Genomic DNA, 17424 nt, shown 5'->3' with positions numbered 1-17424 from the left:
GTCAAAGGCCCCTCAGTCCCATTCCAGGCCGCCGCGCCGCCATACGTACGCGTACGCGACGAAGACGGTGAGCACGAAGAGCAGCATCTCCACGAGCCCGAAAATCCCCAGGGCGTCGAAGGTGACGGCCCAGGGGTAGAGGAAGACGATCTCGATATCGAAGATGATGAAGAGCATCGCCGTCAGGTAGTACTTGATGGGGAAGCGCCCGCCGCCGGCCGGCGTGGGGGTCGGCTCGATGCCGCACTCGTAGGCCTCGAGCTTCGCCCGGTTGTATCGCTTCGGACCGATCAGCGTGGCCATCACCACGGAGAAGATCGCAAAGCCTGCCCCGAGGGCTCCCAGTACGAGGATGGGCGCATACGCGTTCACCGCTCCTCGCTCCTCTCAGTCGGCACTGACTGCTGGCGGTTGCACTGGACTCACAGCCGCCCCAACAGCCCCACGAGCCCCGCCCGTCCCGACGAAGATCGCGAACATGTGAAGCAGGTCACAAGCCCAACTGCCTCGCATCCTATGCCCGACACTCTGTGATCTGCGACACGGGGTATTGCACAAGCTTTGTGATCTCCACCACCTGACGAACGATCATGAAGTCGGATGAGCAGTGATCTTCACACAAGAAGCGTTCACCTGATCACCAGAGGTGACATTTTCGCTCGTCACTGCTGGCCAGAGGACTTCAGCGAAGTGCGTCTCAATATCAAGATGGTTCCCTTGCATGCAAATTGGTGCTGGACGCACGCCCTTGATAGAGGAGACGTTCACACGTCGGAGGGAGCACCGGAGGCGATGTGGACACGTGCACGCGTTCACGAGCGCGCGGCCGTTCGCGAGCAACGGCGGACCGGCCGCCTCGCACGCGACGGACGCGGGGGCCGGGGTAACCGTTCCGTGACCTGTGCCACATTCATGAGAGGCGTCTGAGAACCGGGCTTGGCCAAGTGTCCCAACAAGTGGTAAGCGCGGGGCAATTCGGGCGTAACGATCAAAGACCGTGATCACAGGCCGGTTACGGCCCGTCCACTATGTCCGTTACGGCGTCAATAAAGAGCGACACGCCCGGGATTTGGCGGCCCGATTGAACAACTGTGGCGCAGCACACGTTTCTTGAAGGTATGGAGGAGCTACTGATACCGGTTGTCCCTATGTCCCACACCGCTCACATACGCAGCCACCGGAAGCCCCGCCGCAGCGCGTCGACGATCGCGATGCGGACCGGAGTTGCCGGTGGCGTCCTCAGCACCCTGGCAGTGGCCGGTGCGTCGGGGGCGGCCCACGCGGCCGAACCGGTGACGCAGACCCTTGAACTGCCCACCCTGACGGCCGACCTGGCCGCTCAGGTCGCCCAGTCCGCGGACGTCACGCAGCAGGCGGCCGCGAGCTACCAGCTGCAGGCCGAGCGTGACGCGGCGGCCGCCAAGGCCGCCAAGCAGGCCAAGGCGGACCTCGCCGAGGCCAAGAAGAAGGCCGCGGAAGCCAAGAAGAAGGCAGAGGAGGCCGCGCGCAAGGAGGCCGCCGAGCGCGCCTCCCGCACCGCCGAGCGCGCCACCCTGAGCGCCTCCGCGGACACCGGTTCGTCCACCGGTGCGAGCAGCGGCACCAGTACCGGCACCTCGACGGCCACCGGTTCGGCCGCCGCCGTCGTCTCCTTCGTGCAGGCCCAGGTCGGCAAGGCGTACGTCTCCGGCGCCACCGGCCCGTCCGCCTACGACTGCTCCGGTCTCGTACAGGCCGCCTTCAAGCAGGTCGGCATCAGCCTGCCGCGCGTCTCCCAGGCCCAGTCGACGGCCGGCACCCAGGTCGGGCTGGACAACCTCCAGCCGGGCGACATCCTCTACTGGGGCGGCGCGGGCAGCGCGTACCACGTGGGCGTCTACGTCGGCGACGGCATGTTCGTCGGCGCGCAGAACTCCTCCACCGGTGTCGTCCAGAAGCCGCTGTCGTACGACCCGCCGAGCGGCGCGGTGCGCGTGCTCTGACCCGCACCCGCACATCACGTACAACGCGGACGCACGTCCGCGCGAGAGGGCCGCAGCCGTTCAGGGGCTGCGGCCCTTCGCGGGCTCCTGGCATGCTCGGGCGCGGGCCGGTCCCCTCCGGCCCGTCCACGAGCCGAAGGAGCCGACATCATGCCCAGTGTGTTCGTTCAGGGGCGGCCCACCGCCTCCTTTCCCCCGTTCGCGCCCGAGGCCCGACGGGGATCGGTGCGGCGCGTCACCGAGGTCGGCGAGGAGGTGCTGCACAAGCCGTGCCGGGACGTCACCGAGTTCGGGCCCGACCTCGCGGCGCTGATCGACGACATGTTCCGCACGATGTACGTCGCGGAGGGGGCCGGACTGGCGGCCAGTCAGGTCGGCGTCGGCCTGCGCCTGTTCGTCTACGACTGCCCGGACGACGACGGTGTCCGACATGTCGGGCACATCGTCAACCCGGTGCTGGAGCCCCTCGCGCCGGCCGCTCGGCGGCTGCTGGACGAGGGCGAGGGGTGCCTGTCGGTGCCGGGCGCCGTCATGGCCGTACCGCGGCCCGACCGGGCCGTCGTGCGGGGCCTGGACAAGGACGGCGCGCCGCTCCTCGTCGAGGGCACCGGCTACTTCGCGCGCTGCCTCGCCCACGAGACCGACCACGTGAACGGACGGGTCTACCTGGACCGGCTCTCCGGCCGGGAACGCAAGGCGGCGCTGCGGCAGTCGGCGGCCCGGCGCGAGGAGGTCTTCGCGCGCCGGGCCGCCAACGCCGCGGCCTTCGCCTGAGGTCGGGCCGCCGACGGCACGGCCGGCGCCTGGTCAGGCCTTCGGCGCGACCTTGCTCAGTCCGTTGATGATGCGGTCCATCGCGTCGCCGCCCGTGGGGTCCGTCAGGTTGGCGAGCATCTTCAGGGTGAACTTCATCAGGATCGGGTGGGTGAGGCCGCGCTGGGTCGCGATCTGCATGACCTTCGGGTTGCCGATGAGCTTCACGAAGGCGCGGCCCAGGTTGTAGTAGCCGCCGTAGGTGTCCTTCAGGACGCGCGGGTAGCGCTGCAGGGCGATCTCGCGCTGGCTCGGCGTCGCCCGGGCGTGGGCCTGCACGACGACGTCGGCGGCGATCTGGCCGGATTCCATGGCGTAGGCGATGCCCTCGCCGTTGAAGGGGTTGACCAGGCCGCCGGCGTCGCCGACGAGGAGCAGGCCCTTGGTGTAGTGGGGCTGGCGGTTGAAGGCCATGGGCAGGGCGGCGCCCCGGATCGGGCCGGTCATGTTGTCCGGGGTGTAGCCCCAGTCCTCGGGCATGGACGCGCACCAGGCCTTGAGGATCTCGCGCCAGTCCAGCTCCTTGAAGGCGGCGGAGGTGTTGAGGACGCCGAGGCCGACGTTCGAGGTGCCGTCGCCCATGCCGAAGATCCAGCCGTAGCCCGGCAGCAGGCGGTCCTGCGCGCCGCGCCGGTCCCACAGCTCCAGCCAGGACTCCAGGTAGTCGTCGTCGTGGCGGGGCGAGGTGAAGTACGTGCGGACGGCGACGCCCATGGGCCGGTCCTCGCGGCGGTGCAGGCCCATCGCCAGGGACAGCCGCGTGGAGTTGCCGTCGGCGGCCACGACCAGCGGCGCGTGGAAGGTGACCTCGCGCTTGTCCTCGCCCAGCTTGGCGTGGACGCCGGTGATGCGGCCGGTGCGGTCGTCGACGATCGGCGCGCCGACGTTGCAGCGCTCGTACAGCCGGGCCCCGGCCTTCTGGGCCTGCCGGGCGAGCTGCTCGTCGAAGTCGTCGCGCTTGCGGACGAGTCCGTAGTCCGGGAAGGAGGCCAGATCCGGCCAGTCCAGCTGGAGGCGGGAGCCGCCGCCGATGATGCGCAGGCCCTTGTTGCGCAGCCAGCCGGCCTCTTCGGAGATGTCGATGCCCATGGCGACGAGCTGTTTGACCGCGCGCGGGGTGAGGCCGTCGCCGCAGACCTTCTCCCTGGGGAACGCGGTCTTTTCGAGGAGCAGGACGTCCAGTCCCGACCTGGCCAGGTGGTACGCGGTGGTGGAGCCGGCCGGCCCCGCGCCCACGACGATGACGTCGGCGGTGTTCTCGGAGAGCGGCTCGGTCTCGACGGTCACGGCGGGATCTCCCCAAGTTCGAAATCTGCGTGCCGACCGGCACTGGTCATGGGCAGTCTATTCAGCGTCACCGATCACCCGGCTGAAGGGCTGCCCAGTGAAGCGACCTCTCCCCGTTGTACGGTTGCGCGTCCCCACCGACGAGGACGCCGTCGCCTGGCACCGGATCTTCGACGACCCGGACGTCATGGAGTTCCACGGCGGGAGGTCCGCGGAGCTGTCCGTCTACGAGGAGCTGACCGCCCGCCAGCGCCGGCACGACGCCGAGCACGGCTTCTGCCTGTGGACCATGGTGGACGAGTCCGGGCAGGTGGTGGGGTTCACCGGCGCCCAGCCCTGGCCGGGCGACTGGGGTCCGAAGGGCGAGATCGAGATCGGCTGGCGGCTCGGACGGGCGCACTGGGGCAAGGGGTACGTCACGGCGGCGGCCCGGCAGACGCTGGAGCGGGTGCGCGGCGCGGGTGTGGCGGAGGTGGTCGCGATGGTCAACGCGCGCAACATCCGGTCCATCGCGGTCACCGAACGACTGGGCATGCGGCTCTCCGAGGTCTTCACGACCCCGGTCTCGCAGCAGCAGGGGCACTGCTACCGACTCCCCCTGCAGAGACGTGACGGAGAGTAGTCGACTGTCACAGTAAGCCACTTGGCGCTTCCCGGCGGTGCCCCGCGGGGCTACTCTGCCCGGTACCGCTGGGGGGTGACGTCCGTGCGCCTGGTACCCGACACATCCGACGTACGCGTACCGCGCCTGGTCGGCCTGATGGCCGTGGACGCGCGGGAGACGGTCCTGGAGCGGGGCCTGTCCCTGCACGCGCCGGACCGGCCGGACCTCCGGCTCGCCCTCGTCGACCACGTCGTACGCCAGTACCCGCAGCCCGGCGCGCGGGTGCCGCGGGAGTCGATGGTGTACGTGTGGTTCGACTTCGGGGAGGGCGAGGGCGGCGGAGGCATCCGCGAGCCCCGGCTGCCCCGGCCGCCGCACGGCGGGCTCCGGCGGGAGCTGGCCGAGCCCGGCGAGGACCCGCCGCCGCGCTGTGCGACCCTCAGCTGTCCTTGAACCCCCGGTGCAGCGTCACCACGCCGCCCGTCAGGTTCCGCCACGCCACCCTGGACCAGCCGGCCCCGCCCAGCCGCGCGGCGAGCGCCGCCTGGTCGGGCCAGGCGCGGATGGACTCGGCGAGGTAGACGTACGCGTCGGGGTTGGACGACACGGCGCGGGCGACCGGCGGCAGGGCGCGCATCAGGTACTCGGTGTAGACGGTGCGGAACGGCGCCCAGGTCGGGTGGGAGAACTCGCAGATGACGACCCGGCCGCCGGGCCGCGTCACCCGGTACATCTCGCGCAGCGCGGCGTCCGTGTCCTGCACGTTGCGCAGCCCGAAGGAGATGGTGACGGCGTCGAAGACGTCGTCCCTGAACGGCAGCCGGGTCGCGTCGCCCGCGGTGAACGGCAGCCAGGAGTGCCGCTCCTTGCCGACCTTCAGCATGCCCTGGGAGAAGTCGCAGGGGACGACGTAGGCGCCGGTGCGGGCGAAGGGCAGCGAGGAGGTCGCCGTGCCCGCCGCGAGGTCCAGGACCTTCTGGGCGGGGCGGGCGTCGACGGCCTGGGCGACCGCCTTGCGCCACGCCCGGTCCTGGCCGAGCGAGAGCACGGCGTTCGTCAGGTCGTACCGTTCCGCGACGTGGTCGAACATCGAGGCGACTTCGTGCGGCTGCTTGTTCAGGGAAGCGCGGGTCACGGGCCCATTGTTGCAGCACCGTGCCGTGATCCCGCGTCGCATCCCCACCTCACGGCAGCAGCCGCGGTCGCCTCCGCGCGGCGACGTCCTCCACCCACCCGAACAGCAGCACGAACAACGCGACGAGGACCCACCCCACCGCCAGCAGGAACCACTGGCTCTCCAGCGGCAGGTACGCCTCGAAGGCGGGCACCTCCCAGAGCCGGTCGATCAGCGGCACGGCCAGGACGAGGGCCAATTCGTGCCAGAGGTAGACGGTCACCGCGCGGGCGTTGAACACGGTCACCAGCCGGTCCAGCCGCCGCAGCCGGACCAGCCCCGGGAAGCCGGTCCCGAGCCGCGCCTTGGCGTACATCAGCAGCGTCACGAACCCGGCCGACCAGAGGGCCTGCGCGAACGGGATGTCGTCGAGGTCGTAGGTGCCGTACTCGCCCCGGTGCGCGAAGGCGTACCAGGCGCCGCAGGCGAGGGCCGCGAGCGACAGGGCGACGACGGCGGCCGGTCGCAGGCGGGCGAGCACGCCGTCACGGTGCGCGAAGCCGAGGATCCAGCAGAAGAGATACGTCGCGAGGTCGAGCAGCCCGGTGCCGAAGCGGTTCTCCGGCGGCTGCCGGAGGAACTGGAACGCGACGATCGGCGCGAGGGACAGCAGCAGCACCGGCACGGGCGCGAGCCGGAAGACCCGCAGCAGCAGCGGGGAGAGCAGCACGAACCACAGGTACGTCCTGAGGTACCAGAGGATCTCCCAGGCCTGCTCGCCCCAGGCGCTGCCCGGCGGGTCGCCGAGCGGCACGACCCAGTAGACGATCTGCCACCCCGGCATCCAGCCGCGCACCAGCATCGCGCCGACCACGAAGAGGCCCCAGCACCAGAACGGCGGCAGCAGGCGGCGCAGCCGGCTCCGGAGCACCGTCGCGGCGGGCCGCTGCAGCGACCGGGCCATCAGGGTGCCGGCCAGGGCGAACATGACCCCCATGGAGGGGAAGACCAGCCCGGCCCAGGGCCAGCCGAAGGCGTGGTAGGCGACGACCCGGACGAGGGCGAGGGCGCGCAGGGTGTCGAAGTACCGGTCCCGCGCCGCCGGGACGGCGTCCCCCTCGGCCCGCACCGCCCGCACGGCGCCCTTGCTGTGCGCCCCCATCAGCCGGTCCCCGCGGGGTTCCCCACCTCGCCCGTCCGTTTGAGCTTCTGCCAGCGCAGCCGTCCGCCGGTCAGTGCGGTGACGCAGGAGTGGATGAGGACGAGGTACATCATCTGCCGGTACGCCAGCTGCTGGAGCGGCATCATCAGCAGGTAGCGGTACTTCTCCCGGTCGAGCCGGAAGGCGTACGCCGCGCACACCAGCTGCACGCCCAGCACTGCGAGCCAGGCGAGGAGCGCCGCGCGGAAGTCGACGAAGAGCATCGAGTAGACGGTGAACACGTCGATGAGCGGGGCGAAGACCGGCGTGACCACCTGGAAGAGCACGACCAGCGGCATCCCGACCCGCCCGAAGCGGCCCGAGGGCCCCTTGTCCGTCAGGGAGCGGCGGTGCTTCCACAGCGCCTGCATCGTGCCGTACGACCAGCGGTAGCGCTGGGACCAGAGCTGGCCGAGCGACCCGGGCGCCTCCGTCCAGGCGCGGGCGTGCTCCTCGTAGACCACCCGCCATCCCGCGCGGTGCAGGGCGATGGTGATGTCGGTGTCCTCGGCGAGGGTGTCGTCGCTCATGCCGCCGACTTCGAGGACCGCCTCGCGCCGGAACGCGCCGATCGCGCCCGGGATGGTCGGCATGCAGCGCAACAGGTCGTACATGCGCCGGTCGAGGTTGAAGCCCATCACGTACTCGATGTGCTGCCAGGCGCCGATGAGGGTGCGCCGGTTGCCGACCTTGGCGTTGCCCGCGACCGCGCCGACGGACGGGTCGGCGAAGGGCTGCACGAGGTGCCGTACGGTGTCCGGCTCGAAGACGGTGTCGCCGTCCATCATCACGACGATGTCGTACCGGGCGTGCCGGACGCCGTTGTTGAGGGCGGCGGGCTTGCCCGCGTTGGCCTGCCGCACGACGCGGACGCCGGGCAGTCCCAGGGACTCGGCGATCTCGGCCGTACCGTCCGTCGAACCGTCGTCCACGACGACGATCTCGATGGGGTGCGTACTGCGGGCGAGCGATCTCAGGGTCGCCTCGATGCACTCCTTCTCGTTGTACGCCGGGACGACCACGCTCACCGGCCGGGTGACGGGCGGGCCCCAGCTGAAGCGGCGTCTGTTGCGCTGCCGGTGATGGCGGCGGGCGAGGACCAGCATCATCGCGAAGCGGCCCATGACGGCCACGCCCACGATCACGAGCCCGGCCGACAGCGCCGGCACCGTCCACTCGGCGACGGCGACGGCCGCGATCAGCGCCCTGCCCTCGTAGAGGGTGGCGCCGGTGGCCTTGTGGTGGGCGGCCTGGAGGCCGCCGCCCTCGGAACCGGCTGCGGAACCGGCTGCCGAACCGGGTGCGGAGCCCGCCCCGGCGGGGGCGTCCGCGGAGGGCTGCTGCTCGGCCATGACGCCGCTGACCGTGGTGAAGGTGTAGCCCTTCGCCTTCATCTTCTCGATGTACTTCGGCAGCGCCTCGATCGTCTGCGACCGCTCGCCGCCGGCGTCGTGGAAGAGGACGGACGCACCCTCGTCGTCCTCCGGCGTGGCCCACTCGACGATCTTCGAGACGCCGGGCCGTTTCCAGTCGTCGCTGTCGGTGTCGATGAAGACGCTGGTGTAGCCGTCCTCGCCGAGGCTCTCGTAGACGGGCCAGCTGTAGTTGTCGATGGCGTTTGTCTCGGAGGAGTAGGGCGCCCGGAACAGCGTGGTGGTGATGCCGGCCGCGCCCGCCAGGGCGAGCTGGGTCTGCTCGATCTCGCGGGTGACGCGGGCCTGGCTCTGGTAGGAGAGGTCGACGTGGGTGAAGGTGTGGACGCCCACCTCGTTGCCCTGCTCGACCAGGTCCCGCACGATGCCCGGGTGGCGCGCGACCATCGAGCCGACCAGGAAGAACGTGCCGGGCACGTCGTACTCGTCGAGGATCTCCAGCACCTGCGGCGTCCAGGTGGGGTCCGGGCCGTCGTCGAAGGTCAGCACGATCGTCTTGTCGGGCACGGAGACGGTGGTGGCCTGTCCGCCGGGGAAGGAGAGGATCGGCCCGCCGTCGAGCACGTCGTCGGGAACGTCGCTCGCCGAGGCGCCGGTGCGCACGCGCTGGTCGCCGCCGACCTCCGCGCGCAGATAGCCGTCGAGGAGCATCACGCAGGTCAGCGCGAGCAGGAGCAGCAGGGCGAGCAGGACGCGCGGGCGTTGCAGCGCAGCGGCCCGGCCTGCGGCCCGTTCCATGCGGGAGGGGGCACGGCGGCGGCCCCGCGCGGGCGGGGTGGGGGGCGTGGTCATGAGGTGGGGGCGTCCGGTCGGTCGGTGAGGGCGGTGGTGGGAGCGGCGGCCGTGGGATCGGTGCTGGGGATCGCGGTGGGAGAGACCGAGGGTGCCGGGCCCGGCGGCACGCCCGTGGGGGCGACGTCGCCGCCCTGTGGACGCGTGCCGCCCCCCGGACCGGGGCCGCCCTCGGGCGCACCCCCGCCGCCGACGCCAAAGGGCAGCAGCGAGGAGGGGCTGACCGAGATGCCGACGCCCATGAAGGCCAGGCCCAGGACGGCCGTGTAGCCGACGCACACGGCCCCGAGCAGGAGCCCCAGCCGGCGCAGCAGCCGGGCCCGGCGTCCGGTGCTGTCGACGAACACGGGCCCCTCGGCGGCCCCTTTGCCGCGCCTGCGACGCCGACCGCGCGCGACGGCAGGCGCCCCGACGGCGGACGCCCCAGCGTCAGGCGCCCCGACGCCAGGCGACCCACCCGCAGGCGCCCCGACGGCAGGCAACCCACCCACAGGCGAGCCGACAGCGGGCGGCCCACCCGCAGGCGAGCCGGCAGCGGGCGGCCCGACGGCGGGTGCCCCAGCCGGAGGCAACCCGACGCCAGGCGACCCGGCGGCAGGCAACCCGGCGGCAGGCAACCCGGCGGCAGGCGACCCACCCGCAGGCGGCCCGGCGGCAGGCAACCCGGCAGCGAGTGCCCCAGCAGCCCCAGGCAACCTGACGCCAGGCGACCCCGCGTCAGACAACCCAGCAGCGGGTGCCCCACCCGCAGGCGACCCGACGCCAGGCAACCCGACGCCAGGCGACCCACCCGCAGGCGAGCCGGCAGCGGACGGCCCGACGGCGGGTGCCCCAGCCCGAGGCAACCCGACGCCAGGCGACCCGGCAGCGAGTGCCCCACCCGCAGGCAACCCGATGTCAGGCGGCCCGGCGGCAGGTGGTGCGTCGCGGGGTGCGGAGGCAGGATTGGAGTGCATGCCCCGGACGTTAGGGAGCCTTGCCTGCCGCGCCCTGGCAGGTTCCTGAGAGGTCCCGGTGAAAAGCGGCCGATCCTGTCCGTTTCCTGGGAGATGGCGCCCGACGCCGCCGTTTCCTCAGCGAAGACCCAGGCCGGCATGCCATCTTCGCTCCTCCGGACACAGAGACCGACGAGATCGGGAGCGTACGCACATGAGGGCTTACCGGAAGGCGGCGGCCGGGTGCGCCCTGTTGCTCACCCTGGCAGTGGCGGGCTGCGCGGGAACGGACGACTCCGCCGGGACCACCGACGCGGCCCCGGCCGCACCGTCCGAGTCGCCGTCGTCGGCGCCGGCCACCGCCTACGCCCCCTACGTCAGCGCCACCACCGCCTGCGCCACCGACACGGCGGGCTCCCCGGCGGCGTACAACCTGGCGTTCGTCATCTCCTCGGGCGACGACTGCGTCCCGCGCTGGAACGGCGTCCAGGACATCGACGACGCCTCCGTCGCCGCCAGGGCCGGGAAGCTGAAGGAGTCCGGCGCCACCGTCCGCGTCTCCTTCGGCGGCGCCTCCGGCACGGAGCTGGCGGCGGCCTGCGACAGCGCGTCGGCGCTGGCCGAGGCGTACGGCGCGGCCCTGGACGCGGCCAGTGCGACGCGGGCGGACTTCGACGTCGAGGGCGGCGAACTGGCCGACGCCGAGTCCCGCGCCCTGCGTTCGGAGGCGATCGCGCTGCTCCAGGAGCAACGGGCGGACCTGGAGGTCTCCTTCACCCTCCCGGTCATGCCCTCCGGTCTGGACACCGACGGCCTGGCCCTGCTGGCGTCCGCCAACGATCACGGCGTACAGGTCTCCACGGTCAACCTGATGACCATGAACTACGGCGAGTCGTACACCGGCGACATGGGCGACTACGCCCTCACCGCGGCGAAGGCCGCCCACGCCCAGCTCAGGACCGTCTTCGGCACCTCCGACGCGGACGCCTGGCGGGGCATGGCGCTCACCTCGATGCTCGGCGTCAACGACGTCGCCGGGGAGACGTTCACGCTCGCGGACGCCGCCGAGGTCCGCGCCTTCGCCGAGGAGAAGGGCATCGCGTGGGTGTCGATGTGGGCGGCGTTCCGGGACCGGCAGTGCGGGGACGACGCCTCCGCGCAGGACGCGCTGACCGACTGCAGCGGGGTGGAGCAGGAGAGCGGCGCTTTCGCGGAGGCGTTCGCGGGATAGCGCGCGCTCAGCGTCGCCGGTACACGATCCGGCCCGCTACGACGGTCGCCACGCACGTGGCCGCGCCGTCCCGCACGAGCGCGGCCCGGTCGGGCACGTCGAACACCGCGAATCGCGCGGGTTTCCCGGGAGCGAGCCCGGGGAGCAGCACGAGCGGCACCGGTGAGAACGACGCGGGCCCGGGCAGGCCGGCCGGACGCCCCGCCAGGGCGAGCCCCGCTCCGCGCACCGCGTCCAGGGCCGCGCGGCCCCGCAGTTCACCGGCGACGGCGACCGTGCCGTGCGCCAGCATGCGCTGTACTCCGCGGCGCGCGCTGGCGCCCCGGGCGGACGGGTTAGCGGCAAGGAGCGCGAGCGCGCGTGGCCCGAAGACCGGCTCGGTACCGAGCCGGGCCGCTTCGCGCGGATCGGGGTGGTAGGCCTGCTCCAGGAGTTCCGGACCGTACGGGTTGAGCAGTCCGGGCGTCAGGAGTCCGGGCCACCGGCGCACCCGTGCCCGCGGGTGGTCGGCGGCCAGCGCCTCGTACGGGCCGACGGCGGCGAGATGCGCGCCGTCGACCACGACGGCCGCCTCGGGCGATGCTTCACAGACGTGGATCGTCAGCACGGCGGCGTCAGTTGGAGGCGAGCAGCTTCAGCTCGGGGTGGGCCGTGCCGCCCTCGATGGCCGTGGACGAGATGTGGGAGACGACCCGCTCGTCGACGGGGTCGTTGGCCGGGTCGTCGTGCACGACGAGGTGCTCGTACGTGGTGGCCCGCTGGGCGGGCACCCGCCCCGCCTTCCGGATGAGGTCGATGATCTCCATCCGGTTGGAGCGGTGCTTGGCACCGGCGGAGGAGACGACGTTCTCCTCCAGCATGATCGAGCCCAGGTCGTCGGCGCCGTAGTGCAGGGAGAGCTGGCCGACCTCCTTGCCGGTGGTCAGCCAGGAGCCCTGGATGTGGGCGACGTTGTCGAGGAACACGCGGGCGATGGCGATCATCCGCAGGTACTCGAAGAGCGTGGCCTGGGTGCGGCCCTTCAGGTGGTTGTTCTCGGGCTGGTAGGTGTACGGGATAAAGGCGCGGAAGCCGCCGGTGCGGTCCTGCACGTCCCGGATCATGCGCAGGTGCTCGATGCGCTCGGCGTTGGTCTCGCCGGTGCCCATGAGCATGGTGGAGGTCGACTCGACACCCAGCCCGTGCGCGATCTCCATGATTTCCAGCCAGCGCTCGCCGGACTCCTTGAGCGGCGCGATGGCCTTGCGCGGCCGCTCGGGCAGCAGCTCCGCGCCGGCACCCGCGAAGGAGTCGAGCCCGGCGGCGTGGATGCGGGTGACGGCCTCCTCGACCGACACCTTCGAGATCCGCGCCATGTGCTCGACCTCGCTCGCCCCCAGGCTGTGGATGACGAGCTCGGGGAACTCCTTCTTGATGGCGGCGAAGTGCTTCTCGTAGTACTCGACGCCGTAGTCCGGGTGGTGGCCGCCCTGGAACATGATCTGCGTGCCGCCCAGCTCGATCGTCTCCGCGCAGCGGCGCAGGATGTCGTCGAGGTCGCGGGTCCAGCCCTTGGCGGTGTCCTTGGGCGCGGCGTAGAAGGCGCAGAACCTGCACGCCGTGACGCACACGTTCGTGTAGTTGATGTTGCGCTCGATGATGTACGTCGCGATGTGCTCCGTACCGGCGTACCTGCGCCTGCGTACGGCGTCGGCGGCGGCGCCCAGCGCGTGCAGCGGGGCGTCGCGGTACAGGTCGAGCGCCTCTTCGGGGGTGATCCGCCCACCGGCGGCGGCGCGGTCGAGGATGGGCTGAAGGTCGGCCTTCTCGGTCACCGGCGTCCCTTTCGCAAGGTTCGTAAGGGTTGTGGACAGACCTGCCCAGCCTACGCCAGGCGTTTCACGCGCTCGTGGTCAGGCCGCGTAGGCCCCGGCCAGGACGCCGAGGAAGGCACCGGCGATGAGGAACGGGCCGAAGGGGATGGCCGTCTTGCGGTCCGCGCGCCGGGCGACGAGGAGCGCGCCGCCGTACAACGCCCCGAGCAGGAACCCGGCGAAGGTGCCCAGCATCAGCGTGGGCCAGCCGTACCAGCCGAGGACGGCACCGGCCGTGAGGGCGAGCTTGACATCGCCGAAGCCCATGCCGGCCGGGTTGACGAGGAACAGCACGAGGTAGCCGGCGCCGAGGGCGAGGGCGCCCAGCAGGGCGGTGGTCCACTCCCCCGCGTGCTCGGGCACGAGCGAGGTCAGCCCGAGCAGGACGAGCGCGGCGCCGGCCAGCGGCAGGGTGAGCGGGTCGGGCAGCCGCCGCACCTTCAGGTCGACGGCGGCCAGCAGCACGCCGGCCGGGGCGAGCAGCAGCCAGACGGCGACCTCGGGGCGGGTCCCGGTGGCGGCGGCGAGGGCGGCGCAGACGAGGGCGGTGACGACGGCGAGGGACGCGGCACGGGGGCCGTAGGAGGTGTGGCCGGCCGCGCACCGCCCGCACCTGGCCGGGCCGAGCCAGCCCCGGACGGGGTGCTCCCACGGACACAGGTCGCGCCACGCCTCCCCGGCGGGCACGCAGAAGCGGTAGGCGGCCCGCGGCAGCAGCGCGCCCGTCAGCGCGCCCCAGAGCGCGCCGACGAGCACGACCACGAGATCGACGTCGATGTCCTGGTCGGTGCCGATGACGGTGCCGATGCCGATGACGGTGCCGCTGTCGATGCTCATCCGGTGGCGGCGACGCCCTCGCGCCAGGCCGGCAGCAGCTCGTCGAGCAGCGCCTCGGTGCGCGGCGGCAGTCCGCGCGCGCCGCTGCGGTCGACGAGGTCGGCGGCGAGGGCACGCAGCCGGTCGGGGTCGTCGGTGCTGTGCGTGGCGCGCAGCAGTTCGTGCCACAGGCGCTCGTCGGCGGGGGCGGTGCGCAGGGCGGCGTTCAGCGCCTCGATGGCCTTCTCCGCGCGGTCCTTCTCCAGGTGGAACCCGGAGAGCGCGAGCCCGGTGTCCGCGACGAGCAGGGGCAGCTGGGCGTCGACGATCTCGTGGGTGAGCCAGCGGTAGCGGCCCTCCGGCCGGTCGGCGAGCAGCGGTCCGCGCACCAGCACCAGCGCGTCGGTGAGCAGCCGCCCGCGCACCTGACGGCTGTCCACGCCGCGGCCCTGCGTGGCCTCGTGGTAGAGGGAGCGCAGCACGTCGAGGTCGGAGACGACGGACTTGGCGAGGGTGAGCCGGCCGGTGGCGTCGGTGGTGAGCCGCGGCGTGCCGTCGGTGTCGGTGCCGAGCCAGGCCCGCAGCCGCTCCATCAGCGCGTCGCGCACGTCCGCCGTCACACCGCGCGGCCACAGCGCGGAGGACAGCACGCGCGGGTGGACCCCCTCGCGGTGCAGCAGGAGCAGCGCCAGCGCCTCGTGCAGCAGGACGCTGCGCTCGCCGTCGGGCGCGTCCAGGCCGATGATCTCGTACGGTCCGACGAGACGGGCGTACACGGCGGGCCGGCCCTGCTCGCTGATGTCGACGAGGAACGGCGGGGTGTTGGCCGGTCCTCCCGGCCCGCCGGGGCCGCGCTCCGGGTCGGCGTCGGTGAACAGCTCGACGACGGCACGCTGCTGGGCGGTCGGCAGCAGCTGGGCTTCCAGCTCGAGCCCGAGCAGCGGCGCGAGCAGCCGCCCCGCGCCGGTGATCTCCATCTCCCAGGCCGCGCCGGGCAGGTCGGTGCCCTCGGTGCCGACGAGGTAGCCGATGCCGAGCCGGCCCGCGTCGGCGGCCAGCTCCGCGAGCTGGAGGGCCTCCTCGTCGGACGGCTGGGCGGCGAGCAGGACGAGGTGCGGGGCCCAACGCGTGTGCTGGGCGGGCCCGGTGCGGCCGGTGAGCACGGAGTCGTGCCCGGCGGCGCCGAGCGCGCCGCGCCGCTGCCGGGTCTCGGCCGACATGGTCTCGAAGAGGTCCTCGAACCCGTCGAGGTGACGGATGCGGTTCGGCGCGAGCGGGGTGAGGTCGTCCCCGAACCCGACCAGGGTGATGGTCATGCGGTCGGACCAGCCGTTGGTGGCCAGCTCGGCGGCGACCGACGCGAACACGGCGGCCCGGTCGGCCTCGGTCCCGCTGAGCGAGACGATGCCGGGCACGGCCTCCAGGTTGAGCAGCAGCCGGGAGTCGTCCATGGTGCCGAGGCTCACGAGCCCGGGGTAGGGCGCGGCGGTCTCCGCGTCCTCGTAACCCCCGGCGTCGGAGCGGGCCAGCATCCAGAAGGTCTGGTCCTGCCCCTGCTGCCAGGGCGATGGCGGCTTCCCGGCTGGCTGGGCGAGCTGGAGGTGCAGATCGCCGTCACCGCTCATCCAGGCCGCGTAGACGACGGGCAGCGGGCGGGACTCGGCGGCGAGGGAGGCGGCCAGCCCGCGCAGCGACCGGTCGAGCAGGCGTACGCCCTCGGGGTCGGCGCCGACGAGCAGCGCGTCCTGCACGTCCTGGGCGTCACCGGTCGGCGTGGGCGGCTCCATGCCGCGCCGTCCGCCGACCGCGCCGAGCGCCGACTGCCACAGCGCCTGCCGGCGCCGGCGCCCGAGGGCGCCGAGGAGCCCGGCGGCGAGGAGGGGCGCGGCGAGGAGCGCCTCGGACAGCCCGAAGGAGTCCTCGGCCCGTCCGGCGGCGGGGGCGGCGTGCTCCTGGCCCGCGCTGGGCGCCGGGGTCGCGGGCGTGACCGGTGTGACGGGGTTCGCGGGCGTGGGCGCCGGCCGCTGCTCGGGGAGGGACACCCGGGCGTCCCCGCCGCCTTGGGCTCCGCCGCCCTGGGCGTGATCGCCGGTGCGGGCGTAGTCGCTGATCTGCTGCCGCACCTGCTCGGAGACGCTCGGCGCCTCGTCGGGCATCTCGACCAGCTCGCCGCCGCGGGCGTCGCCGGGCATCTCCATGATCCAGCCGGGCCGGATGAGGGAGGCCTCGGACAGGCGGGACCCGTCCGGCTGCACACGGTCCTTGTTGAGCTCGAAGATCTCCTTGTACCGCCGCCCGTCACCGAGGTGCCGTTCGGCCACCTCCCACAGGGAGTCGTGGTGACGTCCCTCGGGCGGCTGGATCCGGTAGTACTTCGTGTCGCCGTGCGCGGCGGCGGCACCGCCGTCGGCCCGGGCCGCGGACTGCCCGGCCTGACCCGCCTGCTCGGCGAGGGCGCCCGCGGTGGCGGCGGCCTGCTCCTGCTGCTGCTGCTGCGCGAAGAGTCCCGGCGTCTGCTGGGCGGCGGCCACGGCCGGCTTCTGGTTGCCCTCCAGGCTCTGCCCGAGCTGCGACAGCCCCGGAGTGAGGCTCGCCGCGGTGGCACCGACGAGGAGCAGGGCGGCGACGAGCTGCCGGGCCAGCAGCTGACTGGGCCCGGACCCCGGCACCCGCCCCGGCACGCCGACACCGGACACCGCGGCCCTGACCTCGACGAGCACACAGGCGGTGAACTGCGCCCAGGCGAGCCAGACGACGACGGTGAGGATGGACAGGAAGGTGTGGACCGTGATCTCGCGCTGGAGCCAGTCGAGGCCGGGCGCACCGTCGGGGAACGGCCAGCCGATCTGGGTGGCCAGCGCGAGGGGCACCCCGACGACCAGCACCAGCAGCACGGCGAAGGCCAGGAACGCCTTGACGAAGTCCCCGAACGACCGCCGCCGTACCCGCACCGGCTGCGGCGTGCGGTTCCTCGGAGCAGAGGGTGCCGAGGGAGCCGTCGAGCTTGAGGAGCTTGATGTGCGGCGTCGCGGCATGGGCGGAGTCCTGGGTCGTGGTCGTCGGCGGAGGGGCCGCGGGGGCGTCCGGTATGAGGGGTGTGCTGAGCCTACAGAGATCTTATGGACTCCCACCGACAGCGGCGAAGGGGCAAGAGGGGCCCACCTCACAACTTCCGCCCGCTTCACCCCCTTTGCCCGTTCCCTCGGGCGCCCTCTTCACACCCCGCACACAATCCCCGAAAACCGGTCAGAGGCCGCGCAGGCACCCCTGAACGACTTCGTTCCCTGTCGTACCCGTCGTGCCCGGCGACAGCCGTACCCTTCGTATGGTGCTGACGCAGACGTACATCCTTGTCGTCTGATC

15 protein-coding genes are annotated in these 17424 nt (G+C 72.5%); 5 read left to right on the top strand and 10 right to left on the bottom strand.

Translation table 11 applies throughout. The annotated features are described in order from the left end of the window. Positions 1–12 precede the first annotated feature (12 nt). Positions 13–372, bottom strand: coding sequence for an NADH-quinone oxidoreductase subunit A (locus ACIQFU_RS03530; protein WP_003974383.1), 360 nt, complete (start codon positions 370–372; stop codon positions 13–15). Between the two features lie 776 nt (positions 373–1148). On the opposite strand from ACIQFU_RS03530, the gene ACIQFU_RS03525 reads away from it, so the two are divergent. Together ACIQFU_RS03525 and def are read left to right on the top strand one after the other, a co-directional pair. Beyond that, the gene (locus ACIQFU_RS03525) at positions 1149–1982 is read left to right on the top strand and encodes a C40 family peptidase (protein ID WP_402548678.1); all 834 of its coding nucleotides are present in this window, start codon (positions 1149–1151) and stop codon (positions 1980–1982) included. A 150-nt stretch (positions 1983–2132) separates the two neighbouring features. Continuing rightward, a complete protein-coding gene (gene def, locus ACIQFU_RS03520) occupies positions 2133–2756 on the top strand; it encodes a peptide deformylase (protein ID WP_402548677.1) in 624 nt (207 codons plus the stop codon). 33 nt (positions 2757–2789) lie between these two features. Here the strand turns inward: def and ACIQFU_RS03515 are convergent, their stop codons facing one another. Further along, complete coding sequence (locus tag ACIQFU_RS03515; RefSeq protein WP_402548676.1) at positions 2790–4082, bottom strand: geranylgeranyl reductase family protein; 1293 nt, start codon at positions 4080–4082, stop codon at positions 2790–2792. Between the two features lie 97 nt (positions 4083–4179). Between ACIQFU_RS03515 and ACIQFU_RS03510 the strand changes: the two genes are divergently transcribed. Beyond that, complete coding sequence (locus ACIQFU_RS03510; protein ID WP_402548675.1) at positions 4180–4704, top strand: GNAT family N-acetyltransferase; 525 nt, start codon at positions 4180–4182, stop codon at positions 4702–4704. Between the two features lie 138 nt (positions 4705–4842). Further along, positions 4843–5139, top strand: coding sequence for a PASTA domain protein (locus tag ACIQFU_RS03505; RefSeq protein ID WP_402549238.1), 297 nt, complete (start codon positions 4843–4845; stop codon positions 5137–5139). Here ACIQFU_RS03505 and ACIQFU_RS03500 read toward each other — a convergent pair. From ACIQFU_RS03500 to ACIQFU_RS03485, 4 genes are read right to left on the bottom strand one after another with little or no spacing between them, the layout of a single operon-like run. Further along, positions 5126–5821 carry a demethylmenaquinone methyltransferase gene (locus tag ACIQFU_RS03500; protein WP_402548673.1) on the bottom strand — a complete coding sequence of 232 codons (696 nt, stop codon included), beginning with the start codon at positions 5819–5821 and terminating at the stop codon, positions 5126–5128. The two genes, ACIQFU_RS03505 and ACIQFU_RS03500, sit on opposite strands and share 14 nt — an antisense overlap. 49 nt (positions 5822–5870) lie before the next feature. Next, complete coding sequence (locus ACIQFU_RS03495; protein ID WP_402548672.1) at positions 5871–6962, bottom strand: acyltransferase; 1092 nt, start codon at positions 6960–6962, stop codon at positions 5871–5873. Beyond that, a complete protein-coding gene (locus ACIQFU_RS03490) occupies positions 6962–9226 on the bottom strand; it encodes a bifunctional polysaccharide deacetylase/glycosyltransferase family 2 protein (protein ID WP_402548671.1) in 2265 nt (754 codons plus the stop codon). The genes ACIQFU_RS03495 and ACIQFU_RS03490 overlap by 1 nt, the downstream gene beginning before the upstream one ends. Next, the gene (locus ACIQFU_RS03485) at positions 9223–9573 is read right to left on the bottom strand and encodes a hypothetical protein (protein ID WP_402548670.1); all 351 of its coding nucleotides are present in this window, start codon (positions 9571–9573) and stop codon (positions 9223–9225) included. The genes ACIQFU_RS03490 and ACIQFU_RS03485 overlap by 4 nt, the downstream gene beginning before the upstream one ends. A gap of 802 nt (positions 9574–10375) precedes the next feature. Here ACIQFU_RS03485 and ACIQFU_RS03480 point away from each other — a divergent pair. Then, the gene (locus ACIQFU_RS03480) at positions 10376–11392 is read left to right on the top strand and encodes a chitinase (protein ID WP_402548669.1); all 1017 of its coding nucleotides are present in this window, start codon (positions 10376–10378) and stop codon (positions 11390–11392) included. A gap of 7 nt (positions 11393–11399) precedes the next feature. Here the strand turns inward: ACIQFU_RS03480 and ACIQFU_RS03475 are convergent, their stop codons facing one another. From ACIQFU_RS03475 to ACIQFU_RS03460, 4 genes are all read right to left on the bottom strand, one after another. Next, positions 11400–11999 carry a hypothetical protein gene (locus ACIQFU_RS03475; RefSeq protein WP_402548667.1) on the bottom strand — a complete coding sequence of 200 codons (600 nt, stop codon included), beginning with the start codon at positions 11997–11999 and terminating at the stop codon, positions 11400–11402. 7 nt (positions 12000–12006) lie between these two features. Then, a complete protein-coding gene (gene mqnC, locus ACIQFU_RS03470) occupies positions 12007–13206 on the bottom strand; it encodes a cyclic dehypoxanthinyl futalosine synthase (protein WP_402548666.1) in 1200 nt (399 codons plus the stop codon). 78 nt (positions 13207–13284) lie between these two features. Beyond that, on the bottom strand, positions 13285–14082 hold the full coding sequence (locus ACIQFU_RS03465) for a prepilin peptidase (protein ID WP_402548664.1): 798 nt from the start codon (positions 14080–14082) through the stop codon (positions 13285–13287). Further along, the gene (locus ACIQFU_RS03460; RefSeq protein WP_402548662.1) at positions 14079–17096 is read right to left on the bottom strand and encodes a BTAD domain-containing putative transcriptional regulator; all 3018 of its coding nucleotides are present in this window, start codon (positions 17094–17096) and stop codon (positions 14079–14081) included. Before ACIQFU_RS03460 ends, ACIQFU_RS03465 begins: the two co-directional genes overlap by 4 nt. Positions 17097–17424 lie beyond the last annotated feature (328 nt).

It is taken from the genome of Streptomyces sp. NPDC093065 (assembly GCF_044754585.1).
Lineage (GTDB): Bacteria > Actinomycetota > Actinomycetes > Streptomycetales > Streptomycetaceae > Streptomyces.
The sequence above is the reverse complement of the archived record's forward strand: the minus strand, read 5'-3'. Positions and strand labels throughout refer to the sequence as shown.

What these genes read in the sequence shown, in the direction of transcription:
- ACIQFU_RS03505 (WP_402549238.1), top strand. Translation starts at nt 4,843, where the DNA reads ATGGCCGTGGACGCGCGGGAGACGGTCCTGGAGCGGGGCCTGTCCCTG.
- ACIQFU_RS03460 (WP_402548662.1), bottom strand. Translation starts at nt 17,096, where the DNA reads ATGCCGCGACGCCGCACATCAAGCTCCTCAAGCTCGACGGCTCCCTCG.
- ACIQFU_RS03490 (WP_402548671.1), bottom strand. Translation starts at nt 9,226, where the DNA reads ATGACCACGCCCCCCACCCCGCCCGCGCGGGGCCGCCGCCGTGCCCCC.
- ACIQFU_RS03495 (WP_402548672.1), bottom strand. Translation starts at nt 6,962, where the DNA reads ATGGGGGCGCACAGCAAGGGCGCCGTGCGGGCGGTGCGGGCCGAGGGG.
- ACIQFU_RS03480 (WP_402548669.1), top strand. Translation starts at nt 10,376, where the DNA reads ATGAGGGCTTACCGGAAGGCGGCGGCCGGGTGCGCCCTGTTGCTCACC.
- ACIQFU_RS03525 (WP_402548678.1), top strand. Translation starts at nt 1,149, where the DNA reads ATGTCCCACACCGCTCACATACGCAGCCACCGGAAGCCCCGCCGCAGC.
- def (WP_402548677.1), top strand. Translation starts at nt 2,133, where the DNA reads ATGCCCAGTGTGTTCGTTCAGGGGCGGCCCACCGCCTCCTTTCCCCCG.
- ACIQFU_RS03465 (WP_402548664.1), bottom strand. Translation starts at nt 14,082, where the DNA reads ATGAGCATCGACAGCGGCACCGTCATCGGCATCGGCACCGTCATCGGC.